The sequence below is a fragment of the Nissabacter sp. SGAir0207 genome (assembly GCF_005491205.1).
Taxonomy (GTDB): Bacteria; Pseudomonadota; Gammaproteobacteria; order Enterobacterales; family Enterobacteriaceae; genus Chimaeribacter.
Genome location: NZ_CP028035.1, coordinates 3,796,918 through 3,814,036, shown reverse-complemented (window position 1 = coordinate 3,814,036; position 17,119 = coordinate 3,796,918). Strand labels below are relative to the sequence as shown.

The 17,119-nt window shown below is 61.9% G+C and carries 17 protein-coding genes; 9 read left to right on the top strand and 8 right to left on the bottom strand.

What is annotated here, in order from left to right; translation table 11 throughout:
• The first annotated feature begins 1 nt into the window (after position 1).
• Complete coding sequence (locus tag C1N62_RS17130) at positions 2 to 1,096, top strand: glycosyltransferase family 9 protein (RefSeq protein ID WP_137764755.1); 1,095 nt, start codon at positions 2 to 4, stop codon at positions 1,094 to 1,096.
• 32 nt (positions 1,097 to 1,128) lie between these two features.
• Here the strand turns inward: C1N62_RS17130 and C1N62_RS17125 are convergent, their stop codons facing one another.
• The 5 genes from C1N62_RS17125 to rfaD are packed head-to-tail and all read right to left on the bottom strand — an operon-like array spanning position 1,129 to position 6,181.
• The gene (locus C1N62_RS17125; protein ID WP_137764754.1) at positions 1,129 to 2,316 is read right to left on the bottom strand and encodes an O-antigen ligase; all 1,188 of its coding nucleotides are present in this window, start codon (positions 2,314 to 2,316) and stop codon (positions 1,129 to 1,131) included.
• Positions 2,300 to 3,202, bottom strand: a complete 903-nt coding sequence (locus C1N62_RS17120) for a sugar glycosyltransferase (protein WP_137764753.1) — start codon at positions 3,200 to 3,202, stop codon at positions 2,300 to 2,302. The genes C1N62_RS17125 and C1N62_RS17120 overlap by 17 nt, the downstream gene beginning before the upstream one ends.
• The gene (gene rfaC, locus C1N62_RS17115; RefSeq protein ID WP_137764752.1) at positions 3,186 to 4,172 is read right to left on the bottom strand and encodes a lipopolysaccharide heptosyltransferase RfaC; all 987 of its coding nucleotides are present in this window, start codon (positions 4,170 to 4,172) and stop codon (positions 3,186 to 3,188) included. The genes C1N62_RS17120 and rfaC overlap by 17 nt, the downstream gene beginning before the upstream one ends.
• Complete coding sequence (gene rfaF / locus C1N62_RS17110; RefSeq protein WP_137764751.1) at positions 4,172 to 5,221, bottom strand: ADP-heptose--LPS heptosyltransferase RfaF; 1,050 nt, start codon at positions 5,219 to 5,221, stop codon at positions 4,172 to 4,174. The genes rfaC and rfaF overlap by 1 nt, the downstream gene beginning before the upstream one ends.
• 27 nt (positions 5,222 to 5,248) lie before the next feature.
• Positions 5,249 to 6,181 (bottom strand): ADP-glyceromanno-heptose 6-epimerase, encoded by a 933-nt coding sequence (rfaD, locus tag C1N62_RS17105; protein ID WP_137764750.1) that lies wholly within the window; start codon positions 6,179 to 6,181, stop codon positions 5,249 to 5,251.
• A 246-nt stretch (positions 6,182 to 6,427) separates the two neighbouring features.
• Here rfaD and kbl point away from each other — a divergent pair, with 246 nt between their 5' ends.
• The 3 genes from kbl (at position 6,428) to C1N62_RS17090 (ending at position 9,581) form a co-directional block, all read left to right on the top strand.
• Positions 6,428 to 7,624: a glycine C-acetyltransferase gene (gene kbl / locus C1N62_RS17100; protein WP_137764749.1), complete on the top strand. Its 1,197-nt coding sequence runs from the start codon at positions 6,428 to 6,430 to the stop codon at positions 7,622 to 7,624.
• A 9-nt stretch (positions 7,625 to 7,633) separates the two neighbouring features.
• Positions 7,634 to 8,659 carry an L-threonine 3-dehydrogenase gene (gene tdh, locus C1N62_RS17095; RefSeq protein WP_137764748.1) on the top strand — a complete coding sequence of 342 codons (1,026 nt, stop codon included), beginning with the start codon at positions 7,634 to 7,636 and terminating at the stop codon, positions 8,657 to 8,659.
• A 103-nt stretch (positions 8,660 to 8,762) separates the two neighbouring features.
• Complete coding sequence (locus C1N62_RS17090; RefSeq protein WP_137764747.1) at positions 8,763 to 9,581, top strand: glycosyltransferase family 2 protein; 819 nt, start codon at positions 8,763 to 8,765, stop codon at positions 9,579 to 9,581.
• A 21-nt stretch (positions 9,582 to 9,602) separates the two neighbouring features.
• Here the strand turns inward: C1N62_RS17090 and C1N62_RS17085 are convergent, their stop codons facing one another.
• The 3 genes from C1N62_RS17085 to gpmM all read right to left on the bottom strand — a co-directional run bounded on the left by C1N62_RS17085 (position 9,603) and on the right by gpmM (position 13,682).
• Positions 9,603 to 10,556, bottom strand: coding sequence for a divergent polysaccharide deacetylase family protein (locus tag C1N62_RS17085; protein WP_137765050.1), 954 nt, complete (start codon positions 10,554 to 10,556; stop codon positions 9,603 to 9,605).
• Between the two features lie 51 nt (positions 10,557 to 10,607).
• Entirely contained in the window at positions 10,608 to 11,909 is a 1,302-nt protein-coding gene (gene envC / locus C1N62_RS17080) for a murein hydrolase activator EnvC (RefSeq protein WP_137764746.1), read from the bottom strand.
• Positions 11,910 to 12,137: 228 nt separating this feature from the next.
• Positions 12,138 to 13,682 (bottom strand): 2,3-bisphosphoglycerate-independent phosphoglycerate mutase, encoded by a 1,545-nt coding sequence (gene gpmM, locus C1N62_RS17075; RefSeq protein WP_137764745.1) that lies wholly within the window; start codon positions 13,680 to 13,682, stop codon positions 12,138 to 12,140.
• Positions 13,683 to 13,925: 243 nt separating this feature from the next.
• Here gpmM and C1N62_RS17070 point away from each other — a divergent pair, with 243 nt between their 5' ends.
• The 5 genes from C1N62_RS17070 (at position 13,926) to cysE (ending at position 17,059) form a co-directional block, all read left to right on the top strand.
• Positions 13,926 to 14,357, top strand: coding sequence for a rhodanese-like domain-containing protein (locus tag C1N62_RS17070; protein ID WP_137764744.1), 432 nt, complete (start codon positions 13,926 to 13,928; stop codon positions 14,355 to 14,357).
• Between the two features lie 19 nt (positions 14,358 to 14,376).
• Positions 14,377 to 14,625, top strand: a complete 249-nt coding sequence (gene grxC / locus C1N62_RS17065) for a glutaredoxin 3 (protein ID WP_137764743.1) — start codon at positions 14,377 to 14,379, stop codon at positions 14,623 to 14,625.
• A gap of 61 nt (positions 14,626 to 14,686) precedes the next feature.
• Positions 14,687 to 15,157 (top strand): protein-export chaperone SecB, encoded by a 471-nt coding sequence (gene secB, locus C1N62_RS17060; RefSeq protein WP_137764742.1) that lies wholly within the window; start codon positions 14,687 to 14,689, stop codon positions 15,155 to 15,157.
• On the top strand, positions 15,157 to 16,164 hold the full coding sequence (gene gpsA, locus C1N62_RS17055; protein WP_137764741.1) for an NAD(P)H-dependent glycerol-3-phosphate dehydrogenase: 1,008 nt from the start codon (positions 15,157 to 15,159) through the stop codon (positions 16,162 to 16,164). Before secB ends, gpsA begins: the two co-directional genes overlap by 1 nt.
• Before the next feature lie 79 nt (positions 16,165 to 16,243).
• Positions 16,244 to 17,059: a serine O-acetyltransferase gene (gene cysE / locus C1N62_RS17050; protein WP_137764740.1), complete on the top strand. Its 816-nt coding sequence runs from the start codon at positions 16,244 to 16,246 to the stop codon at positions 17,057 to 17,059.
• Positions 17,060 to 17,119: the final 60 nt, after the last annotated feature.

Sequence of the window (17,119 nt, the reverse complement as noted above, 5' to 3'; positions counted from 1 at the left end):
CATGGCAAAGAAGTGGAAAACCACCCTGACGAACCTGTTCCTGCAAGGCTACGTGGCGGTGAGCCGTCGGCTGAAAGACCCCCGCACCCTGAGCGCTGACCAATCATTCCGTAGCATCGTCATCTACTCCACCACGGCGCTGGGCGACCTGATGTTCAACACCCCGGCGATCAGGGCCGTCAAGGCGCGCTATCCTGATGCCTTCATCACGCTGGTTTCCAGTGAAAAAAACCGTGGGCTGGTGGCAGAGAGCGACTATTTCGATGACGTGGTGTATTGGGATGAGAAGGTACGGGATATCTTCCGCGTGGTGAAGCAACTGCGTCGCCACCGGCCAGAACTGGCGATCATCCTGCATGCCAAACCGCCTTATGATGTGTTGAGCGCGGTGCTGGCGGGCTGCGAATATATCCTGAAGGATATTTACGGCGGCAAGCCCTGTGGGCTGGAGCAGTGGCTGGCAAACCCGTTTGTGCGTTATGACGGCCACCTGATCCAGCGCAAGCTTGAGCTGGTGCGACGCCTTGGCTGCGATGCCGATAACCACGAGATGGTGATTCCTGTGCCATTTCCGGCATTGGTGAAAACGCCCGGCAAAACCATCATTGGTTTCCAGATGGGTGCCTCTGGCGTGCTGCGTTGCTGGCCAGTGGAGCGCTTTATCGCGCTGGCGAAACGGCTGATTGCCCTTGGCCCGGACTATCAGGTGGTGCTGATTGGTACCCAAAAAGAGTCGGAGCTGGAGCGGCAGTTCCTGGCTGGCTTGACCGCGCCGGAGCGGGAGCAGGTGGTCAGCCATATCAATAAAACTGGCCTGAAGGCGCTGCTGGGCATCATGCAGAATATGGATGTAATGGTGACTGGCGACACCGGGCCGTTGCATCTGGCGATAGCGCTGAAAACCCCGACCGTCAGCCTGTTTGTGACCGCCAACCCCGCCCATACCGGCCCCTATCAGGATCCGGCGTTGCATCGCGTAATCCAGGTGCCGTTGTCCACCAAAAACCTGACGCCAGCGCAGCAGCGCCAGCCGCTCTGCATCATCAGTGCCGATGAGGTATTTGAGAAGGTTGCGGCATTGCTGCCGCAGAGGTAAGCATGGCGGGGCGCTGGGTGCGCCCCGTTTGGTCAGCCTTGGGCGGGATTAAGCAGCGCTGGCGTGCTACGCGGATTGGTCATCATCACCGCGTACGGGAACCAGAACAGATACCAGAACTCCCCTGGATTGCCGATATTGAACATCCCTTGGGAGAGATAGAAGATCAGCATGAACAAAAACATGGCGGCTTCTGGCCGTCTCTCCTCGCGGACGCAGCGCAATGCACAACGCAAACCATAACCCACCAGTAACAGCATCGTGATGAACCCGGCAATGCCCCCTTTCAACAGCGCCCCCAGATAGAGACTGTGGGTGGTGGTGATAAATTCACCGCTGTAGTTGGTGAAGTGCAGTTGCGCATCAAAACCATGCCCAAAGAAGGGTGCCTGGCTAATCAGGTGCAGGGAGTGGTGCCAGATGCTGAGCCGCAGATAGACCTGTACCGCCAGCTCCTCGAAGCGCTCCACCATCACCGCGCCCATCCCGGTCAGGGCAAAGCCAGCCACCAGAATGGCCAGCAGCAGCCCACCAACCAGCATGTTGCGGCGGGTGAAAATGCCCAGGTGGGAAGTCATCAGCAGGGACAGCCCCAACGCAATCAATGGCCCACGGCTCTGGGTCAGCATCAGCGCGACCAACAGCACCAGCGTCAGCACCAGCACCGCATGGCGACCGGTATCGCGGAACACCATCAGCGAGAGCAGGACACCCACGGCAAAATAGCCGCCCACATCAATCACATTCTGTGGCCCCGGACTTTGCAGCGACATCAGCCGGTTGCTCATGATGTTCTGGTAATCAATCCCCATCAAAAACAGCGCCAGCATGGTAAACCCGACACCGATAGCCAGGTAGATCTGCGTCCGGTAGCGGCCATTCAGCATGGCTACGGCCATGCTTAAAAAGCACAGCATGTAGAGGCCATGCTTCAGCGTTGACTCAATATTGAGCGGGTTGGTGGTCCACAGGTTGCTCAGGCTGTAATAGCCCAGATAGAGGGCCGCCATCACCAGCCCGGTTTTCAACCGCGGGTTAGCCCACAAATCCTGGCGAAACAGTGGCCGACGCCAAAGCATCACTAAGAAGCAGGCGGCAGCCAGGTGAAACAGGTTGGTGACGCGGGTGTAGCTGCAAAAAATGGCGCTAAAAAAGAGAAACGAGCCGAAAAAGGCAAAACATAGTCGCTCCAAGGAGAGACGGCTAGGCAAAGAGGGCATGGTAATCAGCCTTTTCAAAGATGGTGCCATCAATGGCGCTGTTCAGTGAGAGATTTATCACCCGGGTTTGCCGCTGTTGCAGAACCTGACTGGCATGGGCCAACGCCGGCAGGATCAGGGTGGTCAGGCTGCTGGCCAGATAAGAGGGCTGCTTGTTCTCCTCCGTTTCATAGAACCGGGGCTGGTGGAAATTGTTCATATCCAGCCCGGCGATCAAGATCTCCTGGAATCCCAGATAGGCGGCGATCTGCAAGGCCCAGTACGCCACGGTGCCGGCGTCAAAAATACCGATGCGGATATCAGTGCTGAAGCCAATATCCGGGCGGCCCGGCGCAAAGTGGGCCGCGGGATGCGCACCGTAGGCCGCCTGCAACGCACCAGCCTCAATTTTGGGCTGGTAGATTTTGAAGGCTGCATCCTCAATCAGCGCCAACGTGCAGCGCACCGCACTTAGGCCATGCCTATCCAGAATCCGCGCAATGCCGTGGGCGGTGGTAAACAGCGTCAACGCCGGGTCACGGATCACGTCAGCAATAATCTCCCGCTTCTGGTCAAAGAACCCCATGTCGACCACCACATAGAAGCGGAAGCCGACCTTCTCTTGCAAGAAATACGCGCCGTTGACGCCCATTGCGGGCACTGGCGCGGGGGTTTTGAAGCGGATATCGCGCACCGAGGGGCCAGTGGCCGTCAGCAGCAGCGAACCGCTGCAACTGGCGCGCAGGGCGCTGAGGTCGGCCAGCGGCACGCGCTGGCCTTTATAGATCAATGAAGTAATGTCACCAGAGGCCGCCCGGCCTATCTTCATGTAGGGCCAAAGGTTTTCATTGTGGCGATAGGGACGGGGGCGGGTGTAGCGGTAGATCTGTTTAAAGAGGGTGCCCACTGATCAGCTGCTCCGTTTTCAGTTGTTCATACACCTGGGCGGCACTGATATCCGCCATACTGTTGCCACTGGTGGGGCGGCAGGCGATCTGGTTCTGGCCGTAGCCGCCAATCAGGCCGGGGTCGGTGGGGCCGTAGAGCGTGATGTTGGGGCGGTCGAGGGCGGCGGTCAGGTGGCTGAGGCCAGTATCGACCGAGACCACCGCGCGCGCGCCGGCCAGCACTTTCGCCACGTTCTCCAGCGTCAGCTTTGGCAGCACCTCCACGTGGGGGTAACCGGCGGCCAGCCGCTGGGCGCGCTGGTGCTCATGCTCCGCGCCCCACGGCAGTTTGATGCGCAGCCCAGTCGGCTCCATCAGGGCGATCAGCGCGCGCCAGTGCTCTTCGGGCCAGTGCTTGTCGTCACGGGTGGTGGCGTGCAGGAAGGCCAGATAGTGCCCGGCATCGGCGGGTTGCTCGCGCAGGAAGCGGGCGGCAATTGCGTAGTCGCCCTGGCCCTGTGGTTGCGGATAGCCGAGGCTTTTGGCGAACAGCTCGCGCGTGCGCTCCACCGCGTGCTGGCGTTTGTTGATGTCGTGGCGCTGGTTGAAGAACCAGCTGGCGAACGGCTCGCGGGCGCTGGCGACGTCCTGCCCATGCTTCTCGCCACGTGCCAGACGGGTGATCAGCGCGGCACTCTTCATCAGCCCTTGGGCATCAATCACCGCGTCATAGTGGCGCAGTTGCAGCTCACGCTTGAAGTCGCAGCGCTGCTGGCGGGTCTCGGCGCCGAACCAGTTTTTACGCCAGCGGCGGATGGCGACCGGAATCACCCGGTCCACCGCCGGATGCCAGGAGGGGATCTGGCTGAACGCCTCCTCCACCACCCAGTCAAACTGGATGCCGGGCAGCGCCGTCATGGCGTCGGTCAGGGCCGGAAGCGTATGCAGCACGTCCCCCATGGATGAGGTTTTAACAATCAAAACGTGCATTAACTCTCCTCGCCTGCGGTGAGCAGGGCATCCAGCTCGGCAAAGGCCCGCTCAGGCGTAATGTCGATCAAACTCTGGTGGTAGCCCTGTTCGGCATCCCCCTTGCGCACCTTGTGGTAACCGGTGATCAGGCGGATAACCCTGGCCTGCTTGGAGAGTGGCGGCGTGAAGTCCGGGCTGCTGGGGCCGTAGAGCGCCACCAGCGGGCGATCAAGTGCCGCCGCCACATGCATCAGGCCGGAGTCGTTGCTCACCACGGCCCGGCAGGCGGCAATCAGCACCACCGCCTGATCCAGCTGCGTCTTGCCGGCCAGGTTGAGGCAGTGCGACTGGGCCTGCTCGCCCAGCGCGGCGCGGATCTCCTCGCCCACGGCGTGATCTTTGGCGGAGCCAAACAGCACCACCTGATAGCCCTCGGCCACCAGCTTCTCCGCCAGCGCCGCATAGTGAGTGTGCGGCCAGCGTTTTGCCGGGCCAAACTCCGCACCGGGGCAGAAGCCAATCAGCGGGCGGTCAGCCGGAATGTTGAAGGCGGCGCAGGCGGTGGCGATCTCATGGTCCGCCACCTGCAACCGCGGCCACAGCAGCGGCTGGGCCAGATCTTTCCAGCTCTGCACGCGCTTCGCCTCATAGGCCAGCGCCACGTAGCGCTGCACCATCAGTGGGAAGGCGGCCTTGTCCAGCGTGCGGATGTCGTTCAGCAGGCCGTAACGCATCTCGCCGCGCCAGCCGATGCGCTGCGGAATGCGGGCGAAGAACGGCACCAGCGCCGATTTGAAGGAGTTGGGCAGCACATAGGCACGGTCATAGCCGCGATCGCGCAGCGACACGCCCAGCCGGCGGCGCTCGCCAAGGGCCAGTGCCCCATGCCCGAGCGGCATCGCCAGCGCCTCGTTGACCTCCGGCATCCGCTCGAGTAGCGGACGGCACCACGCGGGCGCCATCACGTCAATCTGGGCGGAGGGATGATCGGCCTTGAGGGTACGGTAAAGGCTCTGCGACATCATCATGTCGCCTACCCAGGAGGGGCCGATAACCAGGATTTTCATACCGCGTCAGTTCCTTATGGCGGGGGCTTAGGCGCTGCGGTTCAGCCAGGCCATGTACTCGGTTACCCCTTCCGCCACGGTTTTGAACGGCTTGTCATAGCCAGCCGCGCGCAGCTTGGTCAGGTCTGCCTGAGTGAACGACTGGTAGCGCCCCTTCAGCTTCTCCGGGAACGGGATGTACTCGACGCCGCCGGCGTTGTGGTAGCCGACCACCGCATCTGCCACGGCCTGGAAGGACTCGGCACGGCCGGTGCCGCAGTTGAAGATGCCAGAGACACCGTTCTGCCAGAACCAGAGGTTGACCGCCGCCACGTCACCGACGTAGATGAAGTCACGCTGGAAGCCTTCGCTGCCTTCGAACAGTTTTGGCGCGTCGCCAGCCTTGATCTGGTTGTTGAGGTGGAAGGCCACGCTCGCCATGCTGCCTTTATGCCCTTCGCGCGGCCCGTAGACGTTGAAGTAGCGGAAACCGCAGATCTGGGAGTTGGCGTGCGGCAGGATCTCACGCACGTACTGGTCAAACAGGAACTTGGAGTAGCCGTAGACGTTCAGCGGCTGCTCGTACTGGCGCTCTTCAATGAAGTTGCCATCGCGGCCGCCGTAGGTGGCAGCGGAGGAGGCGTAGAGGAACGGAATATCACGCTCCAGGCAGAAGTGCAGCAGGTCTTTGGAGTACTGATAGTTGTTGTCCATCATGTACTTGCCGTCCCACTCGGTGGTGGAGGAGCAGGCACCCTCATGGAAAACGGCGTCGATATCGCCCATGTCATCACCGGCCAGCACGCTGGCGATGAAATCCTCTTTGTCCATGTAGTCGGCAATGTCCAGATCCACCAGGTTAACGAACTTGGTGCCATCTTTCAGGTTGTCCACCACCAGAATGTCCCGGTACCCCATATCATTCAGGGATTTAACGATGTTGCTGCCGATAAAGCCGGCGCCGCCAGTGACAATAATCATGGGGTTTACCTTTATGCGTCTTTCCGGCGGGGCACCATGCCCCGCGCTTTAATGGGCAATATCATAGCACTTCACTCCCCGGCAAGCAGCGGGTGAGCGGCCGAATCTGCCGGATTGGCCGTGGCCAACGGCGTGATTGCCGTGAACTATGCTGCAAAAGTGACATTTCCTGCCCCGGCTGCATCGTTATTCCGCCAATCCGCCCGTAATATCACTTTAAAAATGGCCATTCCCGGAGATAACCGCATGTCGATATCTTTCTACCAGCAGTTGGAAGGGCAGCTCGCCGCCGCCCGGAACGAAGGGTTGTTCAAGAGCGAACGCATCATTACCAGCGCCCAGCAGGCGGAGATCACGCTGGCGGAGGGCGCGCCGCTCCTCAATTTCTGCGCCAATAACTACCTTGGGCTGGCGAACCACCCTGACCTGATTGCCGCCGCGCAAGCTGGCATGGCGAGCCACGGCTTCGGCATGGCCTCGGTGCGCTTTATCTGCGGCACCCAGGATCAGCACAAGGCACTGGAGCAGCGGCTGGCGGCCTTCCTTGGCATGGAGGACGCGATTCTCTACTCCTCCTGTTTTGACGCCAACGGCGGGCTGTTCGAGACACTGCTCGGGCCGGAGGACGCGGTGATCTCCGATGCGCTCAACCACGCCTCCATCATCGACGGGGTGCGGCTCTGCAAGGCGCGGCGCTACCGTTACGCCAACAATGACATGGCGGCGCTGCGCGACTGTCTGGAGCAGGCGCGGGCCGAGGGCGCACGCCATATCCTGATCGCCACCGACGGCGTGTTCTCGATGGATGGGGTGATCGCCAACCTGGCGGGCATCTGCGATTTGGCCGAGGAGTATCAGGCGCTGGTGATGGTTGATGACTCGCACGCCGTGGGCGTGGTCGGCCAGCAGGGGCGTGGCACCCATGAGTACTGCGGGGTGATGGGGCGGGTCGACATCATCACCGGCACGCTGGGCAAGGCACTGGGCGGGGCGTCTGGCGGCTACACCGCGGCGCGCCGGGAGGTGGTGGAGTGGCTGCGCCAGCGCTCGCGCCCCTATCTCTTCTCCAACTCGCTGGCCCCGGCGATTGTCGCCGCCTCGCTGGAAGTGCTGACGATGCTGGAGCAGGGCAGCGCGCTGCGCGAGCGGCTGTGGGCGAACGCGGCGCAGTTCCGCCAGCAGATGCAGGCGGCGGGCTTTACCCTGGCCGGGGCGGATCACGCCATCATCCCGGTGATGCTGGGCGAGGCGTCGCTGGCGCAGGCGTTCGCCACGGCATTGCAGCAAGAGGGCATCTACGTTACCGGCTTCTTCTACCCGGTGGTGCCCAAAGGGCAGGCGCGCATTCGCACCCAGATGTCCGCGGCGCATACCCCCGAGCAGATTGAGCAGGCGGTGGCGGCGTTCACCCGCATCGGCCAGCAATTGGGCGTGATTCACTAAGGAGCGGTTATGAAAGCACTCGCCAAACTGAAAGCAGAGACCGGCATCTGGATGACCGACGCGCCGGAGCCGGTATTGGGCCATAACGACCTGATGATCAAAATCCGCAAGACCGCCATCTGCGGCACGGATGTACATATCTACAACTGGGATGAGTGGTCGCAGAAGACCATCCCGGTGCCGATGGTGGTCGGGCATGAGTATGTGGGGGAGGTGGTGGCGATTGGGCAGGAGGTGCGCGGTTTCAGCCTCGGTGACCGCGTCTCCGGCGAGGGACACATCACCTGCGGCCACTGCCGCAACTGCCGCGCCGGGCGCACCCACCTGTGCCGCAATGCGGTGGGCGTCGGCGTCAACCGGCCCGGCTGCTTTGCCGAGTATCTGGTGATCCCGGCCTTCAACGCCTTCAAAATCCCGGACAACATTCCTGATGAGCTGGCGGCGATCTTTGATCCCTTCGGCAATGCGGTGCACACCGCCCTGTCGTTTGATCTGGTGGGTGAGGATGTGCTGATCACCGGCGCGGGGCCGATTGGCATTATGGCGGCGGCGGTCTGTCGGCACGTTGGTGCGCGCCATGTGGTGATCACCGATGTGAACGAGTACCGGCTGGCGCTGGCGCGCCAGATGGGCGTGACGCGAGCGGTGGACGTCAGCCGCGAGAGCCTGTCGGAGGTGATGGCCGAGCTGGGCATGACCGAGGGCTTTGACGTCGGGCTGGAGATGTCTGGCGCGCCGCCCGCCTTCCGCTCGCTGTTGCAGGCGATGAACCACGGCGGGCGCATCGCGCTGCTCGGCATTCCGCCCTCGGAAATGTCCATCGACTGGAACCAGGTGATCTTCAAGGGGCTGTTTATCAAGGGGATCTATGGGCGCGAAATGTTCGAGACTTGGTACAAGATGGCGGCGCTGCTTCAGTCCGGGCTGGATCTCAGCCCCATCATTACCCACCAGTTCCCGATTGATGCCTTCCAGCAGGGCTTTGACACCATGCGCTCCGGCCAATCTGGCAAAGTCATCCTGAATTGGGATTAATTTACCTTTCCTTGTCCCGCGTCAAACATCTGGCGCGGGGCATTTGATTTCCCCCCTCTGCTTCCTATATAGGAGCCTCATTCCAGCAGGAGGGAGATAAAACATCATGGAATTAAGCATTTGCGTACTGACTTATAATTCAGAGCGATTAATCAGGGAAGTATTAACGCCCTTGTTAACGCTCTCCGATGACATTGTGATTGTGGATTCCGGCAGCAGCGACAATACCCTGGCCATCTGCCGCGAGCTGGGGTGCGAGCCGCACCACGCCCCCTATGAGACGCATGGCCGACAGATGAATCTCGCCATCCAGCGCGCGCGCCACCCTTGGGTGCTGTGCATGGACAGCGATGAGATCATGGACGCGCAGGCCCTGTGCTGGCTACTGCAATTCAAGCTGGTGCCTAACCCAGACCCCCACACTGCCTGGCGGCTTTGCCGTCACTGGTTTGTGCTGGGCCAGCCAGTCAGGACGATCTACCCCGTCTCCTCCCCCGATTTTCCGGTTCGGCTGTTCCACCGTAATGTGGTGCGCTTCAACGACCAGCCGGTGGATGACGCCGCCGAGGGCTTTAGCCGCACGGAGATCATTCCGGGTTCCGTGCGCCACGATACCTTTTACTCCCTCCATGAGGTGTTCACTAAGGCGAACAGCTACACCACCCGGCTGGTGAAATATAAACCGATCACGCCCTCTCTGTGGCGCGGTATCGCCAGCGCCATCGGGGCACTGTTTAAGTGGTATTTTTTCAGCGGGGCATGGCGGGAGGGAAAAGTGGGCGTGGTGACCGGCAGTTATGCGGTGCTCTACTCGTTCCTGAAATATTTGAAAGCGTGGTACGCCAGCACGGAAACCATGACCCTGGCTGACAAACTCAAACAGCAGTGGGAGAAAATTCGGCGGATCTACCCCGCCCCCTGATTGGTGGGGGCGGGGCAGGCATCAACGGTCGCCAGCGGTCTCTGGCGTGGCGTCCGGCACCAGATCCAGCGCCTGCCACTGCGCCCATTCGCGGTTGATAAAGCGCAGGGCGTCAGAGGTGATCAAGCTTTCGCCGATGGCTTTCAGCATCGCGTCAGCATAGACCGGCTGCGGTGGCTGTTTCACCCGGCACTGCCGCACGCCGTGGAACGGGTTGCGCGGCTGCGCTTTCGGTGGCGGGGCCACTTTCGGCGGCGCGGCGGCTGGCGACTGCCCAGCAGAGGCCGGTTCGTTCAGCAGATCGCTCGGGCGCACCAGCACAATGTCTTTGGGCAACGTCGGCAACATCTGCTGGAGCACGCGGATGGTGGTGGGGTGCGGGTGACCGATGGCAATTGCCGACCCGTTGCGGCGCGCCAGTTGCACCGCGCGCTCAAACTGGCGGCGCACCTCCGCCTCGCTCTGCACGTCATCCAGGAAGACCCGCCGCTTAATCACGCGGACGGAGGTGCCCGCCGCGGCGCGCGTCGCCTGACTGCTACCGATGGTCATGCTGTCGAGGAAAAACAGCCGGTAGCTGCTCAGCGCCTGCATCACGTTCTGCATCGCTGGCAGGCTGGAGGTCATGGCGCTGCCCATGTGGTTATTCATGCCGACGGCATAGGGCACGTTGGCCACCGCCTGACGGATGATGCGCTGCACCTCGTCGCGGCTCATGGAGGGTTGCAGGGTGTCGCGCTCCAGCGGCTGCTTGCTCAGCGGTGCCATCGGCATGTGAATGAGGATCTCGCGCCCCTGATTGTGCGCCCGCACCGCCATCTCATGGGAGTGCGGGGCGTTGGGCAGGATGGCGACCGTGACCGGCAGCGGCATCTGCAAGACCTGATTTTCGTTGTGGAGCCGGTAGCCGACGTCATCAATCACAATCGACAACTTCCCGGCGTGGGCGGAACATGCCAGCAGCAGGGTGCTCAGAGCTGCGGCGAGGTGACGTTTCTTACTCTTCCATACTCGTTGTACCACGACTTATCTTCCCAACCACGGCTGTGGGTTTACCGCCTGTCCCTGGCGTCGGATTTCAAAATAGAGCGCCGGCTGTCCCTGGCCGCCGCTGGTGCCGACCAGCGCAATCGGCTGCCCGGCCTTGACCTGTTGCCCGACATTGACCAGCGCACTCTGGTTGTAGCCATAGAGGCTCATGTCGCCTTTGCCGTGTTCGACCACCACCACCAAGCCATAGCCCTGCAGCCAGTCCGCCAGCAGCACGCGGCCATCGGCGACGGCCTTGACCTCGCTGCCTTCGGCGGCAGCGATCACCATCCCTTTCCAGCGCAGTTCGCCCTGGAGCGGCTCGCCAAAGCGGTGGATCACCCGCCCGCGAGCCGGCCAGAGCGCCTGCCCAGAAGGGCGGCCCAGCCCGCCGGTACGTGCCATCAGCGAGCGTTCGCTCTCGGTGGGTTTGTAGCTGCTGCCGCGTTTCTTCGCCTGCTGCTCTTTGGCGCGCACCTTCTCGGCCTCGCGCGCCTCGCGCTCCGCACGGGCGCGGGCCTCACGTTCAGCGCGGGCAATCTGGTCGCGCAGGCGGGTTTCGTTCTGCCGTAACTCCGCCAGCCGCGCCTGATCTTTCTCCAGCGACGCCTCCAGCGAGGTCAGGGTTTTCTGCCGCCCGACGCGCGCCTGCTCCAACGTCTGCTGTTGTGTCTGCTGCTGGGCCAGCAACTGGCTCTGTTGCTCCTGCTTGGCTTTCAGGGACTTGCGCTGATCAGCCAGATCGGAGCGGGTCTCCGCCAGCGTGTTGATGGTCTTCTGGCGCGCCTCATTCAGGTAGCCAAAATAGGCCAGCACCCGCTCGCTGCGTTGGCTCTCCTCGCCGCTCAGGATCAGCTGCACGCCGTTGTGCTGGCCGAGGCGGAAGGCGGCGTCGAGCTGCTGCGCCAGAATGCTCTGCTGGCTGGATTGCTGCTTTTGCAGGGTGCGGATGGAGGCGTTCAGCCCGGCAATCTCCTTCTCCAGCGCGCTCAGGACGCCCTGCGTCTCCCGCAGTTGCCGGCTGGCTTGGGCGATGATCTTCTCCTGCGCCCGCAGCTGGTCGAGTAGGGTGCTGCGCTGCTGTTTCTGCTGCTGCACCTGCTTCTCTTTCTCGGCAATGTCCTGCTGGAGGGACTTCAGCTGCTGCTTGTTGTCCTCGGCGTGCAGCGCGGGCGACGCCAGCAACGCACCGGCCCACAGCCCGGCGGCCAGCAGGCAGCGCAGCGTGCCCTGCGCAGGTCGGAAGGGGGGAAGGGGCGTCGGGCTGAAAGAGGGAGATTTACGCAAACTGTCGTCCATTATGTGAAAGCTGATTCGTCCTGTCAGGGCAAATCCCGTGGGTTATCCTAGCATCGATCAAGCGCCTGATGCACAACCAAAAGCCGTGCGCCAGCGACGGGCAATCTCTCTAGTATTTCGATTCCTGCCGGAAATGCCACCGCTGAAGTGTTAAAGTTTTCTTCTTATTTGCGCGATAAGCGGCAGGAGAGGCGGGAAGGGGGCCGACACATCGTCGGCCCCGGAAGGTCACTTCAGCGTGAACAGCGGGGTGCCGCTCATCTCTGCCGGCACCGGCAGATCCATCAGGTGCAGCAGGGTCGGGGCGATGTCCGAGAGCTTGCCGCCCGCCGCCGCTTCCGCCGGTCGGCCGACGTAGATCAGCGGCACCGGCAGGCTGGTGTGGGCGGTGTGCGCCTGACCGGTGGTCTCATCGCGCATCTGCTCGGCATTACCGTGGTCAGCAGTGACCAGCAACTGGCCGCCAGCGGCCTGCACCGCCGCCACCACTTGCCCAAGGCACCCATCCAGCGCCTCAATCGCCGCCACCGCCGCTGGGTAGACGCCGGTATGGCCGACCATATCACCGTTCGGGTAGTTGCAGACGATCAGGTCATGGCGGCCGCTGCCGATGGCCGCCAGCAGTTTCTCCGTCAACTCTGGCGCGCTCATCTCCGGTTGCAGGTCATAGGTCGCGACCTTGGGCGAGTTGACCAGAATGCGCTCTTCGCCAGCGAAAGGCGTCTCCACGCCGCCGTTGAAGAAGAAGGTGACGTGGGCGTACTTCTCGGTTTCAGAGATACGCAACTGGGTTTTGCCCTGCTTCATCAGCCACTCGCCGAGGGTATTGTCCAGCGAGGCGGGCGGGTAGGCGCAGGCGGCCTGGATGTCGGCGGCATACTCGGTCAGCATCACGAAGGAGTCGGAAGGCAGCACCCGCTGGCGCGGGAAGCCGCTGAAATCCGGCTGGGTGAAGGCGCGGGTCAATTGGCGCGCGCGGTCGGCGCGGAAGTTCATGAAGATCAGCGCATCGCCCGGCTCCATCACCGCCTCCGGCTCGCCCGCGGCGCGGATCACCGTGGGTTGCACGAACTCATCATTCTCGCCGCGTGCATAGGCGGCCTCCAGCCCGGCCAGCGCATCGTCACAGCAGAATGCGCCGCGCGCGCCTGTCAGCAGGTCATAGGCCAGCTGTACCCGCTCCCAGCGGTTGTCACGATCCATCGCGTAGTAGCGCCCGACCAGCGAGGCGATGCGCCCAACGCCCAGCTCGGCGCACTTCGCCGCCGCGCGCGCCAGTGACGCCTGCGCGCTGCGCGGCGGGGTGTCGCGGCCATCCAAAAAGGCGTGCAGGTAGAGGCGGGTCGCGCCACGGCGCGCGGCCAGCTCCAGCATCGCCAGAATGTGCTCCTCATGGCTGTGCACGCCACCGGCCGACAGCAGCCCCATCACGTGCACCGCCTTGCCGGCCTGCACTGCCCGGTCAACCGCCGCCGTCAGCACCGGGTTCTGCGCAAAGTCACCGTCTTGGATCGCCTTGTCCAGCCGGGTCAAATCCTGATAGACGATGCGGCCCGCGCCGAGGTTGACGTGCCCCACCTCCGAGTTGCCCATCTGCCCGTCAGGCAGGCCGACATCAAGGCCGGAGGCACCAATCAGCGTGTGCGGGCACGTCTGCCACAGGGCGTCCATTACTGGGGTGCGGGCATTGCTGATGGCGTTGTCTGCGGTAGGTTCGCGGTGGCCGTAACCATCCAGGATCACCAGTACGGTGGGTTTTTTCATGCTCGACATGGCATAGTCTCATCTGACAAAGGGAAGGCGGCGGATCTTAGCGGAATGGCGAAATGGCATAGCGCAGGAAGATCAAAGTTGCGGCGAGGGAGGGGTTAACTTTTGCCGGGCAACAGTGCTACTTTTCGTGCTGCGCCGCACTTTCTTCATGCGTGCGGGCTTCGTGGCTGTATTTGATGCAACGCACAGGTATACTCTGAAGCCCTATTTTTATCCCCTAACTGACGGGAGCTGTTACACCCCATGCAAGACATTATGGAATTCGTTAGAGATCACCTCGTACTGAGCCTGGCCTGGGTGGCATTGCTGATTGCCGTGATCGTAACGACCTTCAAGAGCAGTTTTTCCAAGGTGCGTGAAATCACCCGTGGCGAAGCGACGCGCCTGATCAACAAAGAGGACGCCCTGGTGGTGGACGTGCGCCCGCGTGAAGAGTTCCGCAAGGGTCACATCACCAACTCCGTGAACGTGCTGGCCGCTGATATTAAAAACAACAATGTTGGTGAGCTGACCAAGCACAAAGCACGCCCGGTGGTAGTGGTCTGCGCCAACGGCGTAAATGCCCGCGCCTCCGCAGAAGCCCTGAACAAAGCGGGCTTTGAGAATGTCTCTATCCTGAAAGAGGGCATCGCAGGCTGGAGCGGCGAGAACCTGCCGCTGGCTCGCGGTAAATAATTGATTACGGAGGGTACCCATGGCTAAGATCGAGATGTACACCAAAGCAACTTGCCCTTTCTGCCATCGTGCAAAGGCGCTGTTGAATGCCAAAGGCGCGGCGTTTGCTGAAATCGCCATCGACGCGCACCCGGAAAAGCGCGAAGAGATGATCGCCCGCAGCGGCCGCACGACCGTGCCCCAGATTTTCATTGATGGCCAGCATATTGGCGGCTGTGATGATATTCATGCGCTTGATGCGCGCGGCGGCCTGGATCCGCTACTGTAACGGCTAGGGCGCAGCCTGCGGCAGGCGTCAATAAGGATGTTTAACACAAGGGTTTATTAACATGTCTGAACAAAACAACACCGAAATGGGTTTCCAGATCCAACGCATCTACACCAAAGATATCTCTTTCGAAGCGCCGAACGCGCCGCAGGTTTTCCAGAAAGAGTGGCAGCCGGAAGTGAAACTGGATCTGGACACCGCCTCCAGCCAGCTGGCTGACGATGTGTATGAAGTGGTGCTGCGCGTGACCGTGACCGCCTCCCTGGGTGATGAGACCGCATTCCTGTGCGAAGTGCAGCAGGGCGGCATCTTCTCCATCGCGGGTCTGGAAGGCACCCAACTGGCACACTGCCTGGGCGCTTACTGCCCGAACATTCTGTTCCCGTATGCGCGTGAGTGCATCACCAGCCTGGTGTCCCGTGGCACCTTCCCGCAACTGAACCTGGCACCAGTCAACTTCGACGCGCTGTTCATGAACTACCTGCAACAGCAGGCCGACGGCGAAGGTGCTGCTCCGCATCAGGATGCCTGATGGATAAAATCAACGCGTCTATGACAGTCATCGGTGCCGGCTCGTACGGCACCGCTTTGGCCATTACCCTCGCGCGAAATGGCCATCAGGTGGTGTTGTGGGGGCATAACCCGCAACACATCCACGCCATGCAGCAGGCCCGCTGCAATCAGGCTTTCCTGCCCGATGTCTCCTTCCCTGACTCCCTGCACCTCGAACCCGATCTGGCGCGCGCGCTGGCTGCCAGCCGCGATGTGCTGGTGGTGGTGCCGAGCCATGTGTTTGGCGATGTGCTGCGTCAGGTGAAGCCGCATCTGCGCCCGGATGCCCGCATCGTGTGGGCGACCAAGGGGCTGGAGGCCGAAACCGGCCGCCTGTTGCAGGATGTGGCGCATGAGGCGCTGGGGGAGGATATCCCGCTGGCGGTGCTCTCTGGCCCGACCTTCGCCAAGGAGCTGGCCGCCGGCCTGCCGACCGCCATTGCGCTGGCGTCGCCGGATGCGCAATTCTCTGACGACCTGCAACGCCTGCTGCACTGCGGCAAGAGCTTCCGCGTCTATAGCAACCCGGATTTTATCGGCGTGCAGCTGGGTGGCGCAGTGAAGAACGTGATTGCCATCGGCGCGGGCATTTCAGACGGCATCGGCTTTGGCGCCAACGCCCGTACCGCCCTGATCACCCGTGGCCTGGCGGAGATGAGCCGCCTTGGCTCGGCGCTGGGCGCGGATCCGGCCACCTTCATGGGCATGGCCGGGCTGGGCGATCTGGTCCTGACCTGTACCGATAACCAATCCCGCAACCGCCGTTTCGGCATCATGCTGGGGCAGGGAAAAACGGTGCAGGAGGCGCAGGATGAGATAGGCCAGGTGGTTGAAGGCTATCGCAACACCAAAGAGGTGCTGGCGCTGTCGCAACGTTATCAGGTTGAAATGCCGATAACTGAACAGATATATCAGGTACTGTACTGCAACAAAGATGCACGGGAAGCCGCCATAACACTCCTGGCCCGTACCAGGAAAGATGAATAAGGCTTGACCGGTTTCGTTATCCAGCCACGCTGCCGGGATCGGGCGTGGCTTCTTTACGCAAGGTAAAAGGGGAGTGGCAATGTCGTCTGAAGAGTTAGAACAGGTCTGGAATTACATCAAATCGGAAGCGCGGGCGCTGGCTGATTGTGAACCGATGCTGGCCAGTTTCTTCCATGCAACATTGCTCAAACATGAAAACCTGGGCGGCGCGCTCAGCTACATTCTGGCGAACAAACTCGGCAGCCCGATCATGCCTGCCATCGCCATCCGTGAAGTGGTGGAGGAGGCCTACCGCTCCGACACCCAGATGATTCTCTCCGCGGCGCGCGACATTCTGGCCGTGCGGCTGCGTGACCCGGCGGTGGACAAATACTCCACCCCGCTGCTCTACCTGAAGGGCTTCCATGCGTTGCAGGCGTACCGCATCGGTAACTGGCTGTGGAAGCAGAATCGCCAGGCGCTGGCCGTCTACTTCCAGAACCAAATCTCCGTGACCTTCGGCGTGGACATCCACCCGGCGGCGCGGATTGGCTGCGGCATCATGCTTGACCATGCCACCGGCATCGTGATTGGCGAGACGGCGGTGGTGGAGAATGACGTCTCCATCCTGCAATCCGTCACCCTGGGCGGTACCGGCAAGACCAGCGGCGACCGTCACCCGAAAATCCGTGAAGGGGTGATGATTGGCGCCGGGGCAAAAATCCTCGGCAACATCGAAGTGGGGCGCGGCGCGAAGATTGGCGCTGGCTCCGTGGTGCTGCGCTCCGTGCCAGCCCACACCACCGCCGCCGGGGTGCCAGCGCGCATCGTGGGCCGGCCAGAGAGCGAGAAGCCCTCGCTGGACATGGATCAGCACTTCAGCGGCGACGGCTTCGAGTACGGCGACGGTATCTGACCGACACTCCATCGGCCATAAAAAAAGCAGGCATCCGCCTGCTTTTTTTGTGTCAGGGCA

Coding starts and splice junctions, on each gene's coding strand:
- C1N62_RS17130 (WP_137764755.1), top strand. CDS start 2: ATGGCAAAGAAGTGGAAAACCACCCTGACGAACCTGTTCCTGCAAGGC.
- C1N62_RS17125 (WP_137764754.1), bottom strand. CDS start 2,316: ATGCCCTCTTTGCCTAGCCGTCTCTCCTTGGAGCGACTATGTTTTGCC.
- rfaC (WP_137764752.1), bottom strand. CDS start 4,172: ATGCACGTTTTGATTGTTAAAACCTCATCCATGGGGGACGTGCTGCAT.
- rfaF (WP_137764751.1), bottom strand. CDS start 5,221: ATGAAAATCCTGGTTATCGGCCCCTCCTGGGTAGGCGACATGATGATG.
- rfaD (WP_137764750.1), bottom strand. CDS start 6,181: ATGATTATTGTCACTGGCGGCGCCGGCTTTATCGGCAGCAACATCGTT.
- kbl (WP_137764749.1), top strand. CDS start 6,428: ATGTCGATATCTTTCTACCAGCAGTTGGAAGGGCAGCTCGCCGCCGCC.
- tdh (WP_137764748.1), top strand. CDS start 7,634: ATGAAAGCACTCGCCAAACTGAAAGCAGAGACCGGCATCTGGATGACC.
- envC (WP_137764746.1), bottom strand. CDS start 11,909: ATGGACGACAGTTTGCGTAAATCTCCCTCTTTCAGCCCGACGCCCCTT.
- gpmM (WP_137764745.1), bottom strand. CDS start 13,682: ATGTCGAGCATGAAAAAACCCACCGTACTGGTGATCCTGGATGGTTAC.
- C1N62_RS17070 (WP_137764744.1), top strand. CDS start 13,926: ATGCAAGACATTATGGAATTCGTTAGAGATCACCTCGTACTGAGCCTG.
- grxC (WP_137764743.1), top strand. CDS start 14,377: ATGGCTAAGATCGAGATGTACACCAAAGCAACTTGCCCTTTCTGCCAT.
- secB (WP_137764742.1), top strand. CDS start 14,687: ATGTCTGAACAAAACAACACCGAAATGGGTTTCCAGATCCAACGCATC.
- gpsA (WP_137764741.1), top strand. CDS start 15,157: ATGGATAAAATCAACGCGTCTATGACAGTCATCGGTGCCGGCTCGTAC.
- cysE (WP_137764740.1), top strand. CDS start 16,244: ATGTCGTCTGAAGAGTTAGAACAGGTCTGGAATTACATCAAATCGGAA.